The organism is Nonomuraea sp. CA-143628 (genome assembly GCF_050942315.1).
In the GTDB taxonomy this organism is placed as follows: domain Bacteria; phylum Actinomycetota; class Actinomycetes; order Streptosporangiales; family Streptosporangiaceae; genus Nonomuraea.
Genome location: NZ_CP192072.1, coordinates 6,596,368 through 6,615,220 on the forward strand (window position 1 = coordinate 6,596,368; position 18,853 = coordinate 6,615,220).

Genomic DNA, 18,853 nt, shown 5'->3' on the forward strand with positions numbered 1-18,853 from the left:
TGCGGCGAGGAGGCCGATGTGATCGTACGGTGGCTCTTGTCCTTCGCCCTCGCCTTATCCAGTCTGGCAGGCCCGGCGGCCGCGGTGCGGGTGGCCACCGCCGAGCCGCTGCAGCCGGGCCCCGGCCAGTACCACGAGGCCAGGGTCCGCGTACTGAGCAACGCGTCGATCGCCGGCGGGGCCACGGTGACGGTGAAGGTCGCCGGAGTGGGCGGCGTGCCCGCCGGCGGCGTGTCGAGTGTCGCGGCCAACTTCGCGGCCAAGGGCGCGAGCGGGACGGGCGGCCTCATCGTCTACCCCTCGGAGTTGACGGCCGCGCCGGGTGTCACCGGCACCCGTTACCGGTCCGGGGTGTGGGAAGACCAGTTGCTGACGGTCAAGCTGGGCACCGATGGTTCCATCAAGGTGAAGAACACCGGGTCGGCGGCGGTGAACGTCTACGCCGAGGTGCGGGGCTACTTCAGCGCCACGGCCGCAGGTCCGGCGGGCGCGGCGTACGTGCCGCTCGACACCGCCAGGCTCGTCTCCAACCAGAGCGTCGCCGCCAACTCGACCTCGACCTTCACCGTCACCGGTGTGGGCGGCGTCCCCGCGACCGGGGTGGCGTTCGTGGCGCTGACGTTCGCCGTCAAGACCACCGGGTCCGGCAAGATGTTCGCCTACCCCTCGGGCGGGACGCTGCCCGGCGGGGCCGACATCGAGTACCGGCCCTCCTATTTCCAGTCCAACCTGGTCATCGTCGCACCGGGCGCCGACAGGAAGATCGCCGTGAACAACGGCGGCCCGGCCGCGCTGAGTGTGTACGCCGATGTCGCGGGCTACTTCGTGACGCCGGCCGCCGCGGTGTCCCCGTCGGCGCTGGTGCGCGTGGCTCCGGCGAGGATCGCCGGCAACGTGACGGTCGCGGCCGGCGCCACCGCCACGGTCGCCCCGCTCGGCAAGGGGGGAGTGCCCGCGAGCGGTGTGTCCGCCGTCGGGGTGAACATCACCGCGAAAGGCACGGCCAACGGCATGATCCGGGTCTATCCCGGCGGGCAGGGGCGCGTCTGGTGCGGCCGGTGAAGCAGGGGGACTCGGCGCTCGGCGGCGGGGGAGTGGTCCTGCGCGACGGCGCCCTCGTCATCGAGGTGGAGCACGCCTTCCAGGAGAAGGGCCGGATGGTCACGAAGGTCGAGGGCCAGGTCACCCTCCAGCAGCAGACCAAGATGAGCGCCGGAACCGACTCCAGCGCCCGCGGCGTCGACATCACCAACTCCACGAGCGTCAGCTCCGAGCTGCGCGTGAAGCAGAACCTCAGCCAGGAGTTCGAGAAGCGGGTGCACATCGGGCACGTCAACGGTCCCTGCTTCACCTTCAACCTGGGCAAGGTCCCCGTCGTGGTCTGCCTGCGCTTCTCGGTCGCGCTGGGCGTCGAGGGCGGGGCCTCGGTCGGGGCGACCTTCTCGGCGCACTGGGACAAGACGCTCGGCACCCGCTGCCACATCGTCAAAGGCGGTACGACCTGCACCCCGGTCGACGACGGGCCCGGCTTCTACCTCGACGGCGGAGTGGGCCTCTACGGCGACCTCAGCCTCACCGCCACGGTCTCCACCGACATCCAGCTCCTCGTGTACGGCGTGGTCGGCCCGGCCCTGGTGGTCGACCTGCCGGGCATGCAACTGAAGGCCGACACCACGCAGAACCCGTGGTGGGAACTTCGCGGCCTCGCCCGCCTGGGCGCCGCGATCGACCTCGGCGCCATCAGCAAGGACTACTCGCTCTGGCGCAAGGACAACATCGTCAGCGCCTCCTACACCATCGCCCACGCCGCCGGCCCGTTCCAGGGCATCAAGGTCACTCCACCGCTCGGCACCGTCGGCCCGGGGCAGAACTATCAGTTCAAGGTCGCCGTCTCCGGCTACCCCGACGACGTCGAGACGCAGTGGAGCATGGTGAGCGGCCCAGGAACCGTGACCCCGAGCGGGTTGTACATGTCGCCGCAGGAAGGGATCGCCGAGGTCGCCGTGGTCAGCCCGGCCACCGGCGGGCATCCCCAGCTGGAGGGCCGCGGCGGAGTGATCGTCGGCACCCAGTACGGCACCCCTGGCCCGCCCCAGCTCGACGCCTACACCAAGCCCACTTGCGCGGCGCCTCGGTGAGCTGGACGCCGCCGGCCGACCAGGGGGCGAGCCCCATCAGCGGGTACGTCGTCACCGCCACAGCCGGCGACGGCAGCGGCGTCAAATCGGTGTACGCCTACGGCGGTGACGCCACGCACCAGCTCATCCAGGGGCTCAAGCCCGGCGTGAGCTACACCGTGTCGGTGATCGCGCAGAACAACAACGGCACGGGCGATCCGTCCGGCACCATCACCCTGAAGCCGCTGGACATCGTCTTTCCCGGCCCGCCCAGCACGCTGGGCGCGGACCTCGCCAGCAGCACCGAATATCCGGGGCGGCCCGGCTCAACGGGCACCGCCGGTGGCATGGGCGGCGGCTCCATCTCAGGAGACGGAAAGTACATCGTCTTCGAGACCCAGGGACGCGGCAACCTGATGCCGCAGGACTCGCCGTACCGCCACCCGGCGAGCAGGTACCCCTACGTGGTGAGGAAGCAGATCGACGGCACCGATGGCGGTTCGGTGGTGGCATCGATCGAGCCGGACGGCAATCCCAGCTACAACATGTACACCGAGCCGCTGATCAGCAGGGATGGCAACGTGGTCGCCTACACCGGGTCCAGCTACGCCAGGCCCGGCGTCTTCAGAGGAGTGGTCCACGACATCACGGCCGGGACCTCATGGACGACCGAGGACAACGCCCAGATCTACGGCGTCAGCGACAACGGGCAGGTGGTCCTCTACTGGAAGTCCGCATCCGGCCAGGCCGCCAACCTCTACCGCCAGGTCAAGGGCGCCGCGGCACAGAAGCTGACCAACTGCACCGGGCTGAGCGGCCCGGAGTGCGCTCTGACGCCGCCGGGCAGGGGGATGTTGTCCGGCGACGGCAACCGGGTGGTGTGGTCCACGGCCGACTCCGCCGGCAAGCGGCACAGCTGGCTCTACAACGCGCCCAGCGGCACCACCACCGAGATCTTCCCGGGCGCCGACGTCGCCGCCCCGCTCATCTCGGGCGATGGGCAGGTCGTCGTCCTGTCCTACACCTCGCCCGACCGCCTCACGTCGTGTTTCGTGATCAAGGCGCTCAGCAACCCGCCCCCGACCGCCCCTGACTGCCGGGTCAGCGACACCAGCGCCGGGCGGGCCGAGCCGATCTTCCTCAGCAAGGACGGCCGGGCGCTCGCCTATCGCTGGATCGCCTTCGCCGGCGGCTCTCCCAACCGGACGAGCCTTCGCGTGTACTACGACACGACCACCACCCACATCGCGGGCGGCTCACCGGACACCTGGCCGAGCACGGCGTTCATCACCGACGACAACCAGCGGCTCGTCTACAGCTTGTGGCGCGATGAGGACTCAGGGGGCACATTGTCCACCGTGCCAGGCCTCTGGTACGACTTCACCACGGACAGCATGTCCCTCCCTGTGAATCTCGGCTCCACGACGGAGGAGAAGCGGACTCCGGCCGGCCGAGTCCATCCCCGCGACCTCAAGCCCTTCGTGCCACATCCGCTCAAGGCCGGTGAAAAATCTACTTTGTAAAGGCGCTTGGGCGCGCGCCTTCGCCACCGGCTACGAATCCGAAAGCGCCTTCAGCACCGCCTTCCGCCGGGTCGTCGGCATCTCGCCCAAGCATTACCGGGACAGCCCGGGCCGGTAGGCGCGCTGGTGCCGAGGGTCCGAGTCGCCCCACCATCCGGCGCTCGGCACCCCTCGGAGGGACGCGCGGTCAGTGCGTGTCCGGGGGGGAAGATGTCCGGAAGTTGGTGATGATCTCGGCCATTGTGGCGCCGAAGTGTTCGCGATCGTGGGTCGAAAGGGGCGAGGTCAGGCGGCTCAGCTCCGCGCCCACCTCCGCGTGGAAGGCCAACGCCGCCTGACGGCCGGTGTCGGTCAGCGTCACCTGCACCGCGCGGCGGTCGCCGGGCACGGCTGACCGCTCGGCCAGGCCGCGACGCTCGGCCCTGTTCATGAGTCCCGTGAGCGCGGCCTTCTCCACGCCGAAGCAGCGGGCGAGCTCGGCCATGCCTCGTGGGCCGCCGAGCAGGACGCACAGGAGCCTGGCCTGGACGGGGGTCAGATCATGGCGTTCGGAGACGCGGGTGTACATGGCCTGCACGAGGCCGGTGAGCTGGATCAGGCCGGTGGCGACGTCGATCTGCCCACCGTCCGTCGCGCACCCGTGCTGAGCCGCCACTCCGATGTCCGCGATCGCCTGTGCCCCTTCTTCCACGCCACTACGGTACAGTACGCATATAGTTAATGACACATACAGTGTGTGGCGTGAACGGTCGAGGAGGATTCACGGTGTCTTTCAACGAAGAAGAGGTCGCCTACCTGCGATCCCAGCGGCTGGCCCGCATCGCCACCGTCTCGGGCGACGACCAGCCGGACGTGGCCCCAGTAGGGTTCGAGTTCGACGGGACGTACCTGTACGTCGGGGGGATCGATCCGGACAAGACCCGGAAGTTCCGCAACGTGCGGGACGGGAACACCAAGGTGGCGATCGTCATCGACGACCTGCCATCCGCCGATCCGTGGACGCCGCGCTATCTCCGTGTCTACGGCGAGGCCGAACTCGTCGAACGCCAGGGCCAGTTCGGGCCCGCGTCCTACATGCGGATCACTCCTACCTTGTCGTGGAGCTTCAACCTGGAAGGGGCGCCGTTCACCCACGACCGCGACGTCCACGTCCAGCGCACCGTGCACCACGCCGTAGCCGCCGGATAAGGCGGACGCCTGGGCTTCGGCCGGAGTGCTCAGGAGCGTGGCATGAGTGATCGCGTTCTCCGCGCCGCGGCGCACCATCCATCGCATCGCGGCCGGGGAGATCTCTTGGCCGGCACGAATCGAACATCCGGCGAGAGCAAATGCCGAAACTTCTGGTCATCGTCGGGAGCACTCGGCCCACGCGGTGGGGGAGTTGATCCCGGGCGTGATCCGGGCCAGAGCCGCCCGGGCATGACCATCGCCTGGTCCCCTTTTGATCACGAACACACCCGAGGAGGAAGTCAGATGGTCTTCAATACGCGTCCTGGAACTCGGGGGGCTCGCCAGCCCTCGGCGGGGTGGGCGTTCCGCTGGTTCAACAAGTTGATGGCCAGGCGGATCCGCCGCAAGGGCGGTGGCAAATTCCTCGGCTTCAATGCCTTGGTCCTGACGACCGTCGGCGCCAAGAGCGGGCAGGAGCGGGTAAATCCGGTCGGCTGGTTCCTCGGCGAAGACGGCAACCGGCTGATCGTGGCCTCGGCGGCCGGGGCGGCGGGGAACCCGGCGTGGTACTACAACCTCGCCGCCCATCCCGACAGGGTGCGGATCGAGGTCGACGGCCGCACGATCGCCGTGGTCGCCGAGCAACTGCACGGGGAGGAACGCGAACGGGCATGGCAGCAGATCATCGCTGCCTCGCCCCGTTTCGCCGAGTATCAGGTGAAGACGGACCGGGAGCTGCCGATCATCCGCCTGATTCCCCGGTGACCGGCAAGCAGCGGTGAAGCCTCGTCTCCAAAAATCTACTTTATAAAGGCGTCCGGGCGGAGCAAAAAACCAAACACATAATCGAATAAATACCCTCATTTAGACCCGAGGGGTTTACGAAGGGTCACGGGCAGAGCTGGTCGGCGACCTCGCGGACGCGGGTGGTCACCTGCAGCAGGCAGCGCAGGGGCCGCCCACCGGCTGGCCACGCAAGGCGAACTCACTCCAGCCCTGCTGCCGACCCTGCCCGTCCAGGCGGCCGACGCGGTCCGGCTGGCCGTCACCGGCGGCCTGCACGTCATCCTCATCGGTGCCGCGGCACTGTGCGTCATCGCCTTCGCCATCGCGTGGCTCGTCCGTGAAACCCCCCTGTGGACCAGCAGCACCGACACCACCGACGCCGGCCGATAGGGTGATCCAGTGAGACTCACGCATTTCGGGCACGCCTGCGTGCGCATCCAGAACGGCGATCGGGTGCTGGTGATCGATCCGGGAACCTTCTCCGACGCGGCGGGGGCGCTGTCCGGAGCCACGGCCGTGCTTGTCACCCACGAGCACCCCGACCACGTCGACGTGGAGGCGCTCAAGGCCGCCCGGGCAGACAACCCCGCGCTGACCGTCCACACCCATGCGGCGCTGGCCGCCGAACTCGGCGACGGAGCGGTCGCGCTCGCCGCGGGCGAGACCTTCGCCGCCGCGGGCTTCAGCGTGAAGGCCGTGGGCGGCGTGCACGCTGAGGTCATCGACGGACTGCCCGGCTGCCCGAACCTCGGGTTCATCGTGGACGGCCTCTACCACCCGGGAGACTCCCTGTTCGTCCCCACCGACGAGGTCGACACCCTGCTGGTCCCGGCGGCCGGCCCCTGGCTGAAGATCGGCGAGGCCATCACCTTCGTCCGAGACGTCCAGCCGGCCCGCGCGTTCCCGATCCACGACATCCAGCTCAGCGAGGTCGGCCTGGAATACTTCGACGCGTGGCTTGAGGAAGAGACCGACTACGCGCGCATCCCGGTGGGCGATTCAGTCGATCTCTAGAGTGATGCGGCCGGTCCAGATCACTCGTACCGTCCGGCCCGACCACCCAGCAACGCCTCGATCCGCTCGAGGTTCACCGCTTCATGAAACCCACCCGCTCACGCTTTTCAAGATCATCTCAATGTGGGGGTGACCCCCTCAGAGGAGTTCGCCGGCCCGGCGCAGACGGCGCTCGCGCAGAGCCAGCAGCGGCGGCAGACCCAGCTGCACGATCAGGTACGCGGCCACGGCGAGCGCCTGCCAGAACCCCGCCGAGCCGATCGCGCTGCCACCGAGCTGCGTCAGGGCCCAGCGCCCGAGCGAGACGGCCAGCGGCAGCACGCCCGTGACGAATATCCAGACCATGCCCGCGATCCCCGCGACGTACGGCACCACGAACCACCGGGCGACTCGGCGATCACGCGCGCTCGTCTCCGACAGCTCGGTCGTCTCGGCCTGGGTGAGCCGGAACAGTATGGACTTGGCGGTCAGCCAGGTCGTCCGGTAGAGGTTGTGGCACCGCAGCGCGTTGGCGAGCAGAGCGTAGGAGTCGCTGCGCAGTGGCAGGGCGGCCCACTGCCAGGCGATGCCGAAGATCTGGGAGAGCACCACGACGGCGAGGAGATCGCCGAGGACCCCGGGTGGGTCGAGCAGCCGCAGTGCCAGCGCGGCGGCCAGTATCACGGTGTCGATGGCCATTCCGGCCAGGTAGACGCCGTGGCGGCGGCTGCGCGGGACCGTGACGATCTGGGTGAGATCGGTCTCGAAGACGAGGTAAATGCCCCGATAGCTGACCCGGAAGATCGCCGGCACGCCGAGAGCTCGTCCCGCGAGCCAGTGCCACGCCTCGTGCACGGCGCCGAACGCGATGCCGATCAGCAGCCAGCCGAACGCGGACAGGCCGGGGCTGGGCAGGAACCAGGCGTCCTCCCAGGAGGGGCGCAGATCGGGGCGGATCACCAGGAGGGAGGCGGAGAAGAGCGCGGCGGCCGCGTAGCACGACCAGGCGATGGGCCCGAACAGCCGGGCCGCCGATCGGGTACTGACTCCTTCGATCCATTTGATCTGCCCGCGCGTTCCGCCCGCTTCGGCTGGTGGGTCGAGCAGTCCCGCGGCGGTGAGTCCGTCGACGAAGTCCGTGCCGTTGACCTGTTCGCCCGCGATCTGGCTGGCCCGCGCGGTGGCCTGGTCGAGCGAGCCGGTCTCCTGGAGTGCGGTGACGAAGACCGCGCCCGGTTCCGGCACCGCGACGAAGACGCCCAGCTCGGGTCGGCCGAGAATCCATGCCTCGCCGTCGAAGGCGATCGTCAGCCGGGCGGCCCGCTCGCGCAGTTGCTCATCCAGGGGCGTGGTCATTGTTCTGTTCTCTCCTGGGGCTTCTCGACTGGGTCGGCAGGAAGCGGGAGGGGCCGCACTCCGATCGGGCAGGAGTGCGGCCCCCCAACGGCACCGGTTCTTAGGAGTCGGTGCCGTTCTGGGTGAGGCGGGCGTTCTCGACGCGCACGATCTCGATCTTCATGGTTGATCACCTCCCTCCGCATGTCGTACAGGCTGGATCACGTGGCCACTCGACCTGACTGGTCGCGCAGCCATGCGCGAAGTCGATGTCGAGTGGCCGACCGGCGTATGCCGGTGGCTCGAAGCCGGTCAGATAGCGCAGCACCTCGAAGGCGCCCAGCGCTCCCAGCAGACCGGCGACCGGTCCGATTCCGCGGTTGGGCCGTGGCTTGCTGACGAACAGGCGGGTGGCGGCGATGGCGCCGGCGATGGCCGGATCGTCGGGGTCGGGGTAGCCGGCCGGGTTCGAGGGATCGGCCGGTACGCAGGCGCGGCACGCGCTGAGGCCCGGGTTCACCGACCAGACCGTGCCGGTGGTGACGGACATGCCGCCGCGGACGAACGGCACGCCGTTGCGTACGCACGCCTCGTTGACCCACAGGTCGATCATGTTCGGCCGGTCGATGCCGGAGGCGACCACGTCGGGCCGGACCTGGCGGATGAGCTCGACGAGCTGCTCCGGTCCGGTGACATCGGCCTCGACCCACTCGACCTGTATGGCGGGGTCGAAGGCCCGCACCCATGCCGCGGCGCGTTCGACCTTGCGTGCGCCGATGTCGTCGGTGCGGTAGAGGTATTGCCGGGCGAAGTTGCGCGGTTCCACGGTGTCCCGGTCGAGCAGGGTCATCGCGCCGACGCCGAGCCCGGCCAGGTGCGGGATGGTGTTGGAGTTGAGGCCGCCGGTGCCCAGCACCAGGACGTGCGACTCGCGTAGGCGCTGCTGCAGGTCTTCGCGGCTGTGGTCAAGGGTGCTGAAGGACTCGAAGAAGGCCAGGTTGCTGAAGTATCGCTCGTTCTCGGCGGGCTTCAGCCGGTCGAGGCGGTCGCCGTCTTCCAGTAGCCGCTCGGCGTCGAACGCCGCGACGGCCTCTCGTACGTCGGCCAGGTCCAGCGACAGCTCGTCCGCGATCTCGGCGACGGTTCTGCCGCCCTCGCTGAGCAGGAGCACGAGTTTTTCCACGGTCCCGTCGGGGTCGGTCAGGAGCAGCTGGTCGCGTGGGTCATAGACCAGCCGCAGCTCATCCCCGACCCGCTCCCAGGAGATGCCTTTGAGTTGTGGCCTCATCGGCGCATCAGCCAATCTCTGAGATGGGATATGGCAACACCGTGGCAGCCGGGCGCATGGACGCCGCATGGATCTGGCACGTGAGCAAATTGCCCCTGTCGGAGGGGTGGACTAGCCTCGGACCGTGATCTTGTCCGGTGTCCGGTTCCTTCTGCTCGGTCCTCTGGAGATCACGGTCGAGGGCCGGGCTGTTCATCTGACCGGCCGGCAGCGGGCGCTGTTGTCGGCTCTGCTGCTGGATGCCGGTGGTGTGGTGTCGGTGGAGCGGCTGGCCGACCGCGTTTGGGGCGATGATCTGCCGCCCTCGGCTTCGGCGCGGCTGCGCGCGCTGATCGCCGAGCTCCGGCGGGCGCTCGGTCCCCGTGGGCGGGATGTCGTTCTCACCCGGAGCCCGGGATACATGATCGCCGCCGGGGCGGCCGCGGTGGATGCCGAGGAGTTCGCCTGCCTGGTGGAGAGTGCGCGGCAGGCCGCTGGGGAGGATCGGCACCAGGTCGCGCTGGATCTGTACGACCGGGCTCTGGCGCTGTGGCGGGGTGACCCTTTCGCCGATGTGACCGACCCTGTCGCTCATGCGGAGCGCTATCGGCTTGAGGAGCTCAGATGTGAGGCGGCTGAGGGCCATGCCGCGGCGCTGCTGGGGATGGGGCGGAGCCGGGCGGCCATTCCCGACCTGACGCGGCTGCTCACCGAACAGCCGCTTCGGGAGCGGCCCCACGTGTTGTTCATGCGGGCGCTGCGCGATGACGGGCGCCTTCCCGACGCTCTGGCGGTCTATCGGGACTTCCGGGCGCGGCTCGTGGGCGAGGTCGGGGTGGAGCCGAGCGGAGAGCTGCAGCGGTTTCATCAGAGCCTGCTGGAGGAGGCGCCGGAGGCCGAGGCGGCCAGGTCGGCGCCCGTGCCGCGCCAGCTGCCGCCCGTCACCAGCCGTTTCGCGGGCCGATCCGCGGAGTTCCAGCGTATGGACGCCGGTCGGGTGACGCTTGTGGTCGGCCCCGCGGGGGTGGGGAAGAGCGCGCTGGCGATCCGGTGGGCGCATCGTTCGAGCGATCTCTTCCCCGACGGGCAGTTGTTCCTGGATATGCGGGGTTTCGACCAGCGGGAGCCGATGTCCTTGCCTGAGGCGTTGCAGCTGCTCTTGCAGGGGCTTGGCGCGGCGGCGAAGGACATACCGGTCGAGCTGGACGCTCAGATCGCGCTTTACCGCTCGCTTCTGGCGGGACGGCGCGTGCTGGTGGTCCTGGACGATGTGGCCGACCCGGAGCAGGTACGCGCGTTGCTGCCTGGGGATCCTGGTTGCCGGGCCGTCATCACGAGCCGTAACCGGCTGGGCGGTTTGGTGGCCGTGGACGGGATCGAGCGCCTCACATTGGACGTGCTGGACCGTGGGGAGGCGCGCCAGCTGCTGGCCCAGGGCATCGGCGAGGATCGCCTGCTGCGGGAGCCGGAGGCCGCCGAGGAGCTTGTGACGCTCTGTGGCCGGCTGCCACTGGCCTTGTCCATAGCGGTGTCCTGGATCGGCGACCATGGGCACCGGTTGATCGGCCATTACGTTCATCAGCTCGCGGACCGGGGGCGGCTGGTGAGGTTGCGTGTGGAGGGCGATGAGAGTGTGGCCGTGCAGGCGGCTCTCGACCTGTCGCACAAGGCGCTGCCGCCGGCGGCGCAGCGCATGTTCCGCCTGCTCAGCCTGGCGCGGGGCGGCGGCATCTCACCCGCTGCGGCGGCCGCCCTGATGGGGACCGGCCACGACCGCGCGGAGGATCTTCTGGCTACGGTGGCGCGGATTCACCTGATCAAGGAAACGGGGCCGCACCGTTTCGCCGCTCATGACCTGGTGCTGGAGTACGCCGCGCAGCGCAGTCTGGCCGAGGATTCCGCGAGCGAGCGGTGGGCCGCCGTCCAGCGGCTGCTCGACTACTACCTGCGCACGGTCATCGGCGCTAGCGCGGTGGCCGGTTTCGAAGTGGCGGAGCTCGCCTATGACGAGGCTCAGCCGGATGTCGTTCCGACGGTCTTCGACGCCGCGGCGGACGCCCTCGACTGGCTTGACACCGAGTGGGACAACCTGGCGGCGGCCGTGTCGTATGCGGCCGCGCACGGGCCGCGGCCGTACGCGTGGCTGCTGGTCGAAGCTCTGACGGACATCCTGCATCACCGGCGGGCGCGGGGGGAGTGGCTGCGTCTGGCGCGGATGGCGCTGGGCGCCGCCGAGGACGAGCAGCACCTGAGGGGGCAGGCGGCGATGCATCACTCGCTCGGACTGGCCCGGTGGCGGATGGCCGACCTCAGCAGTGCCATGGATCATTACGAGCAGGCGCTGGCGTTGTCGCGCCGGGCGGGCTGGGCGCTGGGTGAGGCCAGGGCGCTGCAAGGCTGCGGCGTGGTGCTCAAGCAGCAGGGGGAGCCGCACCAGGCCATTGCGCGGTATCGGCGGTCGGTGGAGATCCATCACGTGCTCGGGTCGGTGCGCGGTGAGACGGGCGGGCTGAACAACCTGGCCTCTGCCTACCTCATCCTCGCCCGGCTGGACCTCGCGGAGGAGTGCCTGCGGGCCTGCCTGCCTCTGGCCAGGGAGTCCGGCGATCGGCATCTGCAGACGCTGACGCTGGTCAACCAGGCCCTCGTGCGCAGGAGGCAGGCCCGCTTCCCTGAGGCGCTGGAGTCCCTGGAGGAAGCGCTGGCCCTGGCCCAGGCCGACGGTTTGCGGTACGCCGAGGCGGTGACGTATGAGACGTTCGGCGCGGTGCATCGCGAGGTCGGCTACTACGAGCGGGCGATCGATGTCTTCGGCCGGAGTCTGGCCATCGCCGAAGAGATCGGCAACCGCCGGTGCCAGATCGCCTCGCTGACCGGCATGGCGGCGGCGGAGGTGGAGCTCGGCGGAGCCGACAGCGCGCTCGTCCGCCTCGACGCCGCGCTGGATCTCGCCGAGCACACGGGCATCGATCTGGACGAGGTGTTGCTCGGGCGTGCGGAGTTCCATTGCCGCCAGGGCAGGTACGCGGCCGCGCGGGAGGAGGCGGAGCGGTCGCTGAAGCTGGCGCTGACGTCCAATCTTCTGAATCTGCCACGGTTGCACGGTCTGCTCGCCGTGATCGATTTGGCAGCGGGCGAGGTCGAGCAGTGCGTGCGGGCGTGTGAGCAGGCCTTGGAGCACGCGCGGCGATCCGGGCAGCGGCTGGAGTACGCGCGCGCCCTGATGACGCTCGGCCATGCCGTGAAAGGCGCGGGGCGCGAGGAGGCTCGGCGCCATTGGGGGCGGGCTCATGCGTTGTTCACGGTCATCGGCGCACCGGAGCGGTCGTCGTCGGCGGCACTGCTGGGTCAAGGGCCCGAGGCTGTGTGAAGGGGCTTGACCTGGACGGATGTCACTATCGGCAGGCGCGAGGGCTCGTCCATCGCCGTGGAGGGTCGCCCCCGATCCGCATGGAACCCCCTTTCCGGTCCATACATAGAACGCTGCTTTTCGTCCGAAATATCAGCAACCTGGCCCCTTTTGTCGGTGGGCGGGAATTTAATTTCGACCGTTGCGCCGTAATTCGGAAGTCCAGATCATCGTGATCATCATCGTTTCGGCCGCAGGGCCGGAGAGGAGACATCATGATGGGTCTCGTAGATCGTCTGCTTGCGCGCGTCGCCCACAAGGTGAGCGTGGAAGCCGCCTGCACCAACACCTACTACTGCAAGAGCGGGGTCAAGTACCTGCGTTCTTGCTGCCTCGACCAGGGGTGCCAGACGGTCAGGGTCGGCACCTGCTGACGCGGTCGGCATAGCGTCCGCGGGCGGCGGCCGGCCGCCGCCCGCTCACCGATCGCCTCCTTCGACGACCTCGTCGATCTCTTCGTGAGGAACCCCTGATGCCCTACCTGACCGCCGCTGTCGTGCTCATCGGCGTGCTGTGCGTGTTGAACCTGCTGCTCACCCTGAGCCTTGTTCGCCGGATACGACAGCTGGGCGAGGGAAACGTCCAGCATGCCGGACCCCCCATCGCGCTGGGTCCCGGCTCACCCATCGGCGAGTTCGCCGCGGTCACCGTCGACGGTGAGCCGGTGTCCCACGACTCGGTCGCCGGACTGGTCGGGTTCTTCTCCGCCGGATGCGAACCCTGCCACAAACTCCTTCCCCAGTTCGTGGCGCACGCCCGTGCCCTGGGACGGCAGAACGTGCTGGCGGTCCTCGCCGGGGACGAGGCCGAGATGGTGGCGGCACTCACGCCGGTGGCCCGGGTGCTCCAGGAGGACTTCGACGGCCCGGTGGCCGGCGCGTTCCAGAACACATGGACGCCGGCGGTCTATCTTCTCGGCTCCGATCATCGCGTCGTCGCCGCGGGCGGTCGCCTGGAGGACCTGCCCGTCGCGTCGCCGGCATGAGCGGCGGCCAGGCCGAGGTGCCGGGCTCCCGCGGCCGGGCCGGTCTGCGGGAGCTGGTCTCGGCAGCGGTGGAGGCCGTGTCGCTGGCCTGGCGGTCAGCCTCGGCAGGGGTGGCCGGTTATATCGGGCGCTACCTGCGCGCTCAGACCGGCCGCCGCGCGGGAGCCGCCGCGACCGACCGGCTCTTTGTGGCGGCCGAGCGGCTTGACGTAGACGCGGTGCAACCTGCGCGGTGCGATGATCCGCACGACGAAGCCGGCGACGCCGGTCTCGCCGGCAAAACTGGAGGTGATGTTCACCATCGCCTGCTCGCCTTGCGGGGTCACGGTGAACGTCGTAACAACGAGGCCGGGGCTGGTTCAGGCCGTCTTGATGGTGCCGCCGTCGATGACGTAGTCGGCGCCGGTGATGTTGCCGGCCACGTCGGACAGCAGGAATGCGACCAGGGCCGCGACCTCCTCGGCTTCGCTCATGCGGCCGGTCGTGATGTTCTGGGCCTTCGCGATCTGCTGGACGAAGTCGGCGAGGCCGACGCCTGCTGCCGCGGCCAGCTGGGCGACCGGGCCGTCGGGGTCCTCGTAGACGGTGGTGCGGACCAGGCCAGGGGAGACGGTGTTCACGCGCACGCCCTGGGGGCCGAACTCCTCGGCCAGGGATTTGCCGAGCGCGGTGACCGCCGCCTTGACGGCGCTGTAGCTGGCCGGGACGCCCACAGGCATCCGGGCGACGGTGGAGGAGATGTTGACGATCGCCCCGCGACGCTCGATCAGGCTGGGCAGGGCCGCGCGCGTGGCGCGGACGGTGGCGAGCACACCGGCTTGACGCAGGACGAGCAGGACGCGCTGCAGGGTCTGCTCAAGCGGGCCCTGTCCCGCGCTGAAATCCTCCAGGCCTGACGGCGTCGGCCCGTAGTCCGCGCTCTGACAGGCAGGTCCCGAGTCGGTGCTGCCCGGCCTCAGAAGCCGACGCGGGCGATGATCTCCAGCACGAACGGCGCGGCGACGACGAGGACGGCGATGACGATCAGCAGCGCGATCACGTTGCCGACGAAGCTCGACCGGCCGGACCGGCGCGCCAGCCGCGCCGAGTCCTGAGCGGATTGGCGCGCCCACTGGGCCGCCCTGGCCGCGTTCTGGCTGGCGTTCTGCTGGCTCTGCCACGATGAGAAGTTCGGGTTGGTCATGACGATCTTTCCTTTCGTATCGTATGGATCAGGCGGGGTCGTCCTGCGACCTCCGTGCCGGGATGCGTGTTCGGATCGCGCCGGCGAGCAGAGCGGCGCCGAGGGGCCCGGCACCCAGGAGGTAGGGGGCTCCCGGGTCGCCGGTGAGCGGCGCGAGCAGAGCGGCGAACGTGATGACCGCTCCGGCCGCCGGCCGGACCAGTCCGGCGCGGGCGAGCCCGTACGCCAGCAGCGCGATGCCGACCGCGGCGCCATAGGCCAAGGCGAGCCGCGGGAGGGGCTGCGCCGCGGCCCACCGCCCGCCGGCGGCCCGCAGCGTCGCCTCGACCATCCAGGCCGAGGCGACCACCCCGAGCAGGGCCAGTGCGACGGCGGCCCGCCCCCGTCCGGCGTGCCGCGCGATGTCGCGGTACACCGTCGCGGTCGCCGCCACCCCGGCCCATGCGCCGGCCCCCCACAGCACCTCGGCGGATGCGGTCAGGGTCGCGGCGAGGCAGAGCATCGCCGAGGCCAGCAGCCCCAGCCCGCCGAGCGCCCGCGCTGTCATGGTCGTCGTCAGGGCCGGCGGTGCGGGCTCAGCAGTGCTTGCTCAGCGACATGTGCTTGATGAGCGGGAACAGCTCCGGGTTGAACTCCGCCTCGGTGTCCTTGATCAGCCACCGGTACGGCTCGGCGTGGCTGGGCATGTTCATGACGAACTTCGTCAGGTTCGTGGGGTTGGAGCGGGTGTGTCGCAGCCAGCCGAGCACGGCGCCGTTCTCGTCCTTGATCTTCGCCCACATCAGCCAGGCGTCGTCGTCATCACTGCTGGTGACCGTGCCGTCGAAGGAGGCCTTGCCGGTGGAGGTCAAGGTCCATCGGGCACCCGAGAACATCGTGCAGTCGCCCGCCCGCATCGTTCCGAAGGAGAAGGTCTTGGTGGCCAGGGCGGTGGTGCCCTGCGCGTGGGCGGTCGCGGTGGTGGCGAAGGTCAGCCCCGCGACCAGGGTCGCGGCGGTCGATATGGCGCCCAGCGTCCTGCGGGTCCCGCGCATGGGATCGTCCTTTCCTGAAGGTGGCTCGTCGATCAGTCACCCTCAGGGTGGGCGGTAGCGCGTCCCGTCGTCATGGGTCCCGTGTCCCAGCCGATCCGGGAGGTTGTTCCCGGGCGAAAGCGGTCTTCAGCGGGATTCGGGCGCTCCGCCGAGTCCCGCCTCGCGGGCCCGTACGATCGCCGCGGGCCGGTCGGCCAGCTGCAACTTGGTCAGTACGTTCGAGACGTGGTTGCGCACGGTCTTGCCGCTCACGCCGAGGCGCCGCGCGATAGCCGTGTTGTCCAGGCCCCGCGCGACCAGCCCGAGCACCTCATGTTCCCGCTCGGTGAGCTGCGGGAACGGGGAGGCCACGACGGTCTTGGAGAAGTGCGCGAGCAGCCGCGTCGCCACGCCGGCGCCGAAGACGGCCTCGCCGCGGGCGATGGCGCGGACCGTGGCCGTGATCTCCTCGGGGCCGGCGCCCTTGAGCGCGTAGCCGTGGGCGCCGGCCCGCAGGGCGGCCAGGACGTTCTCGTCGTCGTCGTACATCGTCAGGATCAGCGCACGCGTGGGCAGGCCGGCGGCCCGCATCCGGGAGGTGACCGTGAGCCCGTCGCCGCCGGGCATGTTGACGTCGAGCACCGCGACGTCGGGCCGGTGCTCGATCGCCGAGCGCAGCGCCTGCTCGCCGGTCGCGGCGACCGCGAGCACCGTCATGTCCTGCTCGGAGTCGAGCAGGGCCCGCAGGCCCGAGGCGAACACGGGGTGGTCGTCGGCAAGGATCAGCCGGATCATCGTGCCCTCCCAGACTCGCCCAGATCCGCCGGCAGGAAGGCGCACACACAGGTGCCCCCCTCGGGCAGGGAGCATATCGACCATTGCCCGCCGACCTCGGCGGCCCGCTCCCGCATGGAACGCAGCCCCACCCCGGGCGGCCGCTCAGGATCGAGGCCGCGGCCGTCGTCGCGTACCGTCACCTCGACGCCGCCGGCCGCCAGCGCGATCTCGGCGGTGCAGCCGCTCGCGCCGCTGTGCCGGACCGCGTTGGTGATCGCCTCGACGGCGATCCGGTAGGCCGCCGTCTCGACCGCGGCGGGCAGCGGCGGCAAGCCTTCCTCGCCGATGACCTCGATCGGCATCGCTCCCGCCAGGCTCGCCGCCCGGGAGCGTACCGCCGCGACGATGCCCAGTTCGTCCAGCGCGGGCGGGCGCAGCGCCTCGACCAGGCGCCGGATGTCGCTCAGCGACGCGCTCGCCTCCGCGGAGATCTCGCCGAGCAGGGAACGCGCCGCCGAGTCATCCGCTACGGCGCGGGCCGCCAGCGCGGCCTTGAGCCCGATCGCGGCCAGCGTCGGTCCCAGCCCGTCGTGCAGGTCGCGGCGCAGGCGGCGGCGTTCGTCCTCCCGCGAGGCCACCACTTCGGCGCGGGAGCGGGTCAGGTCCTCGTGCAGCCGTGCCGCCTGCACCGCGCTTCCCACCTGCTGCGCCAGCGAGGCGATCAGGCTGAGGTCGATGGGATCGAGCGGGTCGTCCGAGCCGCGCGCCGAGACCAGCAGGAGCCCGACGAGCGTGCCGTGGTAGCGCAGCGGCTCGGCGTGCACCTGGCCCGCCGCGACGCCGTGCCGGGCCGCCGGGTGGCGCTCGCCCGCGCCGTCCACCAGGTCGATCGCCACGTACGGCACGCGTAACGACCGGGCCACGGTCTCCACGATCGCCGGTAGCATCTCGGCGGGCAGCAGCACCGCCTGCAGCCGTGTCCCGAGGCGGGTCAGCGCCCCCTCCGGGTCGTGGCGGTCGCCGTACATCACCCGGTTGACGGTGCTCTGCGCCGCGTTGCGCAGCGGCGCCAGCGCGAGCGCCGCACTGGCCGCGGCGAGCGCGGCGGCCACGGTGCCCGACAGCCGCAGCACGCTGACCAGCAGCGCGACCACGGCCGCGTATCCGGCGACCAGGATCGCGACCACGGTGGCGTACACCAGCGAGCGGTTGGCGAGCCTCTCGACGTTGAACAGGCGGTGGCGGCGCAGCGCGACGCCGATCCCGGCCACGAACGGCAGCCCCGACAGGCCGAGCGCGCCCCACGGCAGCGGCTGCGTTCCGGTGATGAGTTCCGGCAGGTGCCAGCCCGCGATGCCGAGCGCGGCCGTGGCCGCGCCGCCGCCCAGCATCCAGCGCGTCCGCCCGCGCATCAGCGGATCGGGGTTGCCGCGATAGCTGATCGCGCCCCAGACCGTCCCGGCCACCAGTACCAGCGCCACCAGCGCCGTCTGACCGCTGTGCAGCAGGCCGAGCCAGCGCAGCGTGTCAGGCACCATCAGCGCCGCGACCCCGCTCCACGCGGCCATCGCGGCCAGGGGCGCGGCGTAGGCGACGGCGATCGTCTTGCGGGTGCGGGCCGACAGAGGCTGGCGGGCCGTGAAGGCGAGCACGAAGGCCAGGAAGGCTCCCCAGCCGATGGAGTACGACACGATCGCGTTGATGTGGAACAGCCAGAGCTGAGGGCCGCCGGTGGCCAGCGCGAGTACGGGCAGCCCGACGGCGACGGTGAGCGTGCTGCCCAGCAGCCCGGCCGCGAGCACGAGCAGCGGGGCCGTCGCGGGCGCCTCGGGCCGGCGCAGGTACAGTGCGGCCGCCAGCCCCGCCAGCGCCAGGACGAACACGAGATTGCCCCAGCCCTGCACGAGCAGCGGGTATGGATCGGGCCGATCGACGCGCACCGCCACGGCCTCGTCCTGGCCGGCCACGCCGTACGGGACGCTCGCGCCCAGACCGGGACGGGAGACGGTACCGAGCCCGTCAGCCAGGCGCCTGCCCGCGACGGCGATCACCAGGTCCCCGGTTCGCAGCCCAGGCCCCGAGGGCGCGGCCGGCACGTCCACCACGACGCCGTCGAGCCGCCACGTCGACCAGCCCAGCCGCACGATGCTGCCGTCGGACGGCGCGTCCAGCGAGACGGCGGTCGCGACGACGCCCAGCACCACCAGGACGATCGCGACCCCGGCCGGAACCCTGCGCGAGCGTCGCACCGAAGCCAACCACGACAGCCGCGCGGACACACCCCCATCCTCACCG

General features: G+C 70.4%; 19 protein-coding genes. 9 read left to right on the forward strand and 10 right to left on the reverse strand.

Annotated features, from left to right (window positions below; translation table 11 throughout):
* Window positions 1-18 precede the first annotated feature (18 nt).
* The 3 genes from ACQP2T_RS30220 to ACQP2T_RS30230 are packed head-to-tail and all read left to right on the forward strand — an operon-like array spanning window position 19 to window position 3,640.
* Complete coding sequence (locus ACQP2T_RS30220) at window positions 19-1,062, forward strand: hypothetical protein (protein ID WP_433519440.1); 1,044 nt, start codon at window positions 19-21, stop codon at window positions 1,060-1,062.
* Entirely contained in the window at window positions 1,059-2,138 is a 1,080-nt protein-coding gene (locus ACQP2T_RS30225; RefSeq protein WP_433519441.1) for a hypothetical protein, read from the forward strand. The genes ACQP2T_RS30220 and ACQP2T_RS30225 overlap by 4 nt, the downstream gene beginning before the upstream one ends.
* Complete coding sequence (locus ACQP2T_RS30230; protein ID WP_433519442.1) at window positions 2,120-3,640, forward strand: fibronectin type III domain-containing protein; 1,521 nt, start codon at window positions 2,120-2,122, stop codon at window positions 3,638-3,640. Before ACQP2T_RS30225 ends, ACQP2T_RS30230 begins: the two co-directional genes overlap by 19 nt.
* Window positions 3,641-3,827: 187 nt before the next feature.
* On the opposite strand, the gene ACQP2T_RS30235 is transcribed toward ACQP2T_RS30230, so the two are convergent.
* Complete coding sequence (locus ACQP2T_RS30235; protein WP_433519443.1) at window positions 3,828-4,331, reverse strand: MarR family winged helix-turn-helix transcriptional regulator; 504 nt, start codon at window positions 4,329-4,331, stop codon at window positions 3,828-3,830.
* Between the two features lie 74 nt (window positions 4,332-4,405).
* Here ACQP2T_RS30235 and ACQP2T_RS30240 point away from each other — a divergent pair, with 74 nt between their 5' ends.
* The 3 genes from ACQP2T_RS30240 to ACQP2T_RS30250 all read left to right on the forward strand — a co-directional run bounded on the left by ACQP2T_RS30240 (window position 4,406) and on the right by ACQP2T_RS30250 (window position 6,610).
* Entirely contained in the window at window positions 4,406-4,828 is a 423-nt protein-coding gene (locus tag ACQP2T_RS30240; RefSeq protein WP_433519444.1) for a PPOX class F420-dependent oxidoreductase, read from the forward strand.
* A 285-nt stretch (window positions 4,829-5,113) separates the two neighbouring features.
* Entirely contained in the window at window positions 5,114-5,575 is a 462-nt protein-coding gene (locus ACQP2T_RS30245; RefSeq protein ID WP_433519445.1) for a nitroreductase/quinone reductase family protein, read from the forward strand.
* 420 nt (window positions 5,576-5,995) lie between these two features.
* Window positions 5,996-6,610: an MBL fold metallo-hydrolase gene (locus ACQP2T_RS30250; protein ID WP_433519446.1), complete on the forward strand. Its 615-nt coding sequence runs from the start codon at window positions 5,996-5,998 to the stop codon at window positions 6,608-6,610.
* 138 nt (window positions 6,611-6,748) lie between these two features.
* Here the strand turns inward: ACQP2T_RS30250 and ACQP2T_RS30255 are convergent, their stop codons facing one another.
* Together ACQP2T_RS30255 and ACQP2T_RS30260 are read right to left on the reverse strand one after the other, a co-directional pair.
* Window positions 6,749-7,945 carry a hypothetical protein gene (locus ACQP2T_RS30255; RefSeq protein ID WP_433519447.1) on the reverse strand — a complete coding sequence of 399 codons (1,197 nt, stop codon included), beginning with the start codon at window positions 7,943-7,945 and terminating at the stop codon, window positions 6,749-6,751.
* Window positions 7,946-8,114: 169 nt separating this feature from the next.
* Window positions 8,115-9,212, reverse strand: coding sequence for a HesA/MoeB/ThiF family protein (locus ACQP2T_RS30260; protein ID WP_433519448.1), 1,098 nt, complete (start codon window positions 9,210-9,212; stop codon window positions 8,115-8,117).
* A gap of 124 nt (window positions 9,213-9,336) precedes the next feature.
* Here ACQP2T_RS30260 and ACQP2T_RS30265 point away from each other — a divergent pair, with 124 nt between their 5' ends.
* From ACQP2T_RS30265 to ACQP2T_RS30275, 3 genes are all read left to right on the forward strand, one after another.
* Window positions 9,337-12,561: a BTAD domain-containing putative transcriptional regulator gene (locus tag ACQP2T_RS30265; protein ID WP_433519449.1), complete on the forward strand. Its 3,225-nt coding sequence runs from the start codon at window positions 9,337-9,339 to the stop codon at window positions 12,559-12,561.
* A gap of 254 nt (window positions 12,562-12,815) precedes the next feature.
* Window positions 12,816-12,974: a hypothetical protein gene (locus ACQP2T_RS30270; RefSeq protein WP_433519450.1), complete on the forward strand. Its 159-nt coding sequence runs from the start codon at window positions 12,816-12,818 to the stop codon at window positions 12,972-12,974.
* A 98-nt stretch (window positions 12,975-13,072) separates the two neighbouring features.
* Window positions 13,073-13,585, forward strand: a complete 513-nt coding sequence (locus tag ACQP2T_RS30275) for a peroxiredoxin family protein (protein WP_433519451.1) — start codon at window positions 13,073-13,075, stop codon at window positions 13,583-13,585.
* A gap of 95 nt (window positions 13,586-13,680) precedes the next feature.
* Here the strand turns inward: ACQP2T_RS30275 and ACQP2T_RS30280 are convergent, their stop codons facing one another.
* The 7 genes from ACQP2T_RS30280 to ACQP2T_RS30310 form a co-directional block, all read right to left on the reverse strand.
* Entirely contained in the window at window positions 13,681-13,911 is a 231-nt protein-coding gene (locus ACQP2T_RS30280; protein WP_433519452.1) for a hypothetical protein, read from the reverse strand.
* 33 nt (window positions 13,912-13,944) lie between these two features.
* Entirely contained in the window at window positions 13,945-14,397 is a 453-nt protein-coding gene (locus tag ACQP2T_RS30285) for an SDR family oxidoreductase (RefSeq protein WP_433519453.1), read from the reverse strand.
* Between the two features lie 143 nt (window positions 14,398-14,540).
* Window positions 14,541-14,768: a hypothetical protein gene (locus ACQP2T_RS30290; RefSeq protein WP_433519454.1), complete on the reverse strand. Its 228-nt coding sequence runs from the start codon at window positions 14,766-14,768 to the stop codon at window positions 14,541-14,543.
* Between the two features lie 28 nt (window positions 14,769-14,796).
* Window positions 14,797-15,315 (reverse strand): hypothetical protein, encoded by a 519-nt coding sequence (locus ACQP2T_RS30295; protein WP_433519455.1) that lies wholly within the window; start codon window positions 15,313-15,315, stop codon window positions 14,797-14,799.
* 28 nt (window positions 15,316-15,343) lie between these two features.
* The gene (locus ACQP2T_RS30300) at window positions 15,344-15,802 is read right to left on the reverse strand and encodes a DUF6294 family protein (protein ID WP_433519456.1); all 459 of its coding nucleotides are present in this window, start codon (window positions 15,800-15,802) and stop codon (window positions 15,344-15,346) included.
* A 126-nt stretch (window positions 15,803-15,928) separates the two neighbouring features.
* On the reverse strand, window positions 15,929-16,576 hold the full coding sequence (locus tag ACQP2T_RS30305; protein WP_433519457.1) for a response regulator: 648 nt from the start codon (window positions 16,574-16,576) through the stop codon (window positions 15,929-15,931).
* Window positions 16,573-18,837, reverse strand: coding sequence for a GAF domain-containing sensor histidine kinase (locus ACQP2T_RS30310; protein WP_433519458.1), 2,265 nt, complete (start codon window positions 18,835-18,837; stop codon window positions 16,573-16,575). The genes ACQP2T_RS30305 and ACQP2T_RS30310 overlap by 4 nt, the downstream gene beginning before the upstream one ends.
* Window positions 18,838-18,853: the final 16 nt, after the last annotated feature.

What these genes read in the sequence shown, in the direction of transcription:
- ACQP2T_RS30245 (WP_433519445.1), top strand. Translation starts at nt 5,114, where the DNA reads ATGGTCTTCAATACGCGTCCTGGAACTCGGGGGGCTCGCCAGCCCTCG.
- ACQP2T_RS30255 (WP_433519447.1), bottom strand. Translation starts at nt 7,945, where the DNA reads ATGACCACGCCCCTGGATGAGCAACTGCGCGAGCGGGCCGCCCGGCTG.
- ACQP2T_RS30260 (WP_433519448.1), bottom strand. Translation starts at nt 9,212, where the DNA reads ATGAGGCCACAACTCAAAGGCATCTCCTGGGAGCGGGTCGGGGATGAG.
- ACQP2T_RS30270 (WP_433519450.1), top strand. Translation starts at nt 12,816, where the DNA reads ATGATGGGTCTCGTAGATCGTCTGCTTGCGCGCGTCGCCCACAAGGTG.
- ACQP2T_RS30275 (WP_433519451.1), top strand. Translation starts at nt 13,073, where the DNA reads ATGCCCTACCTGACCGCCGCTGTCGTGCTCATCGGCGTGCTGTGCGTG.
- ACQP2T_RS30290 (WP_433519454.1), bottom strand. Translation starts at nt 14,768, where the DNA reads ATGACCAACCCGAACTTCTCATCGTGGCAGAGCCAGCAGAACGCCAGC.
- ACQP2T_RS30295 (WP_433519455.1), bottom strand. Translation starts at nt 15,315, where the DNA reads ATGACAGCGCGGGCGCTCGGCGGGCTGGGGCTGCTGGCCTCGGCGATG.
- ACQP2T_RS30300 (WP_433519456.1), bottom strand. Translation starts at nt 15,802, where the DNA reads ATGCGCGGGACCCGCAGGACGCTGGGCGCCATATCGACCGCCGCGACC.
- ACQP2T_RS30305 (WP_433519457.1), bottom strand. Translation starts at nt 16,576, where the DNA reads ATGATCCGGCTGATCCTTGCCGACGACCACCCCGTGTTCGCCTCGGGC.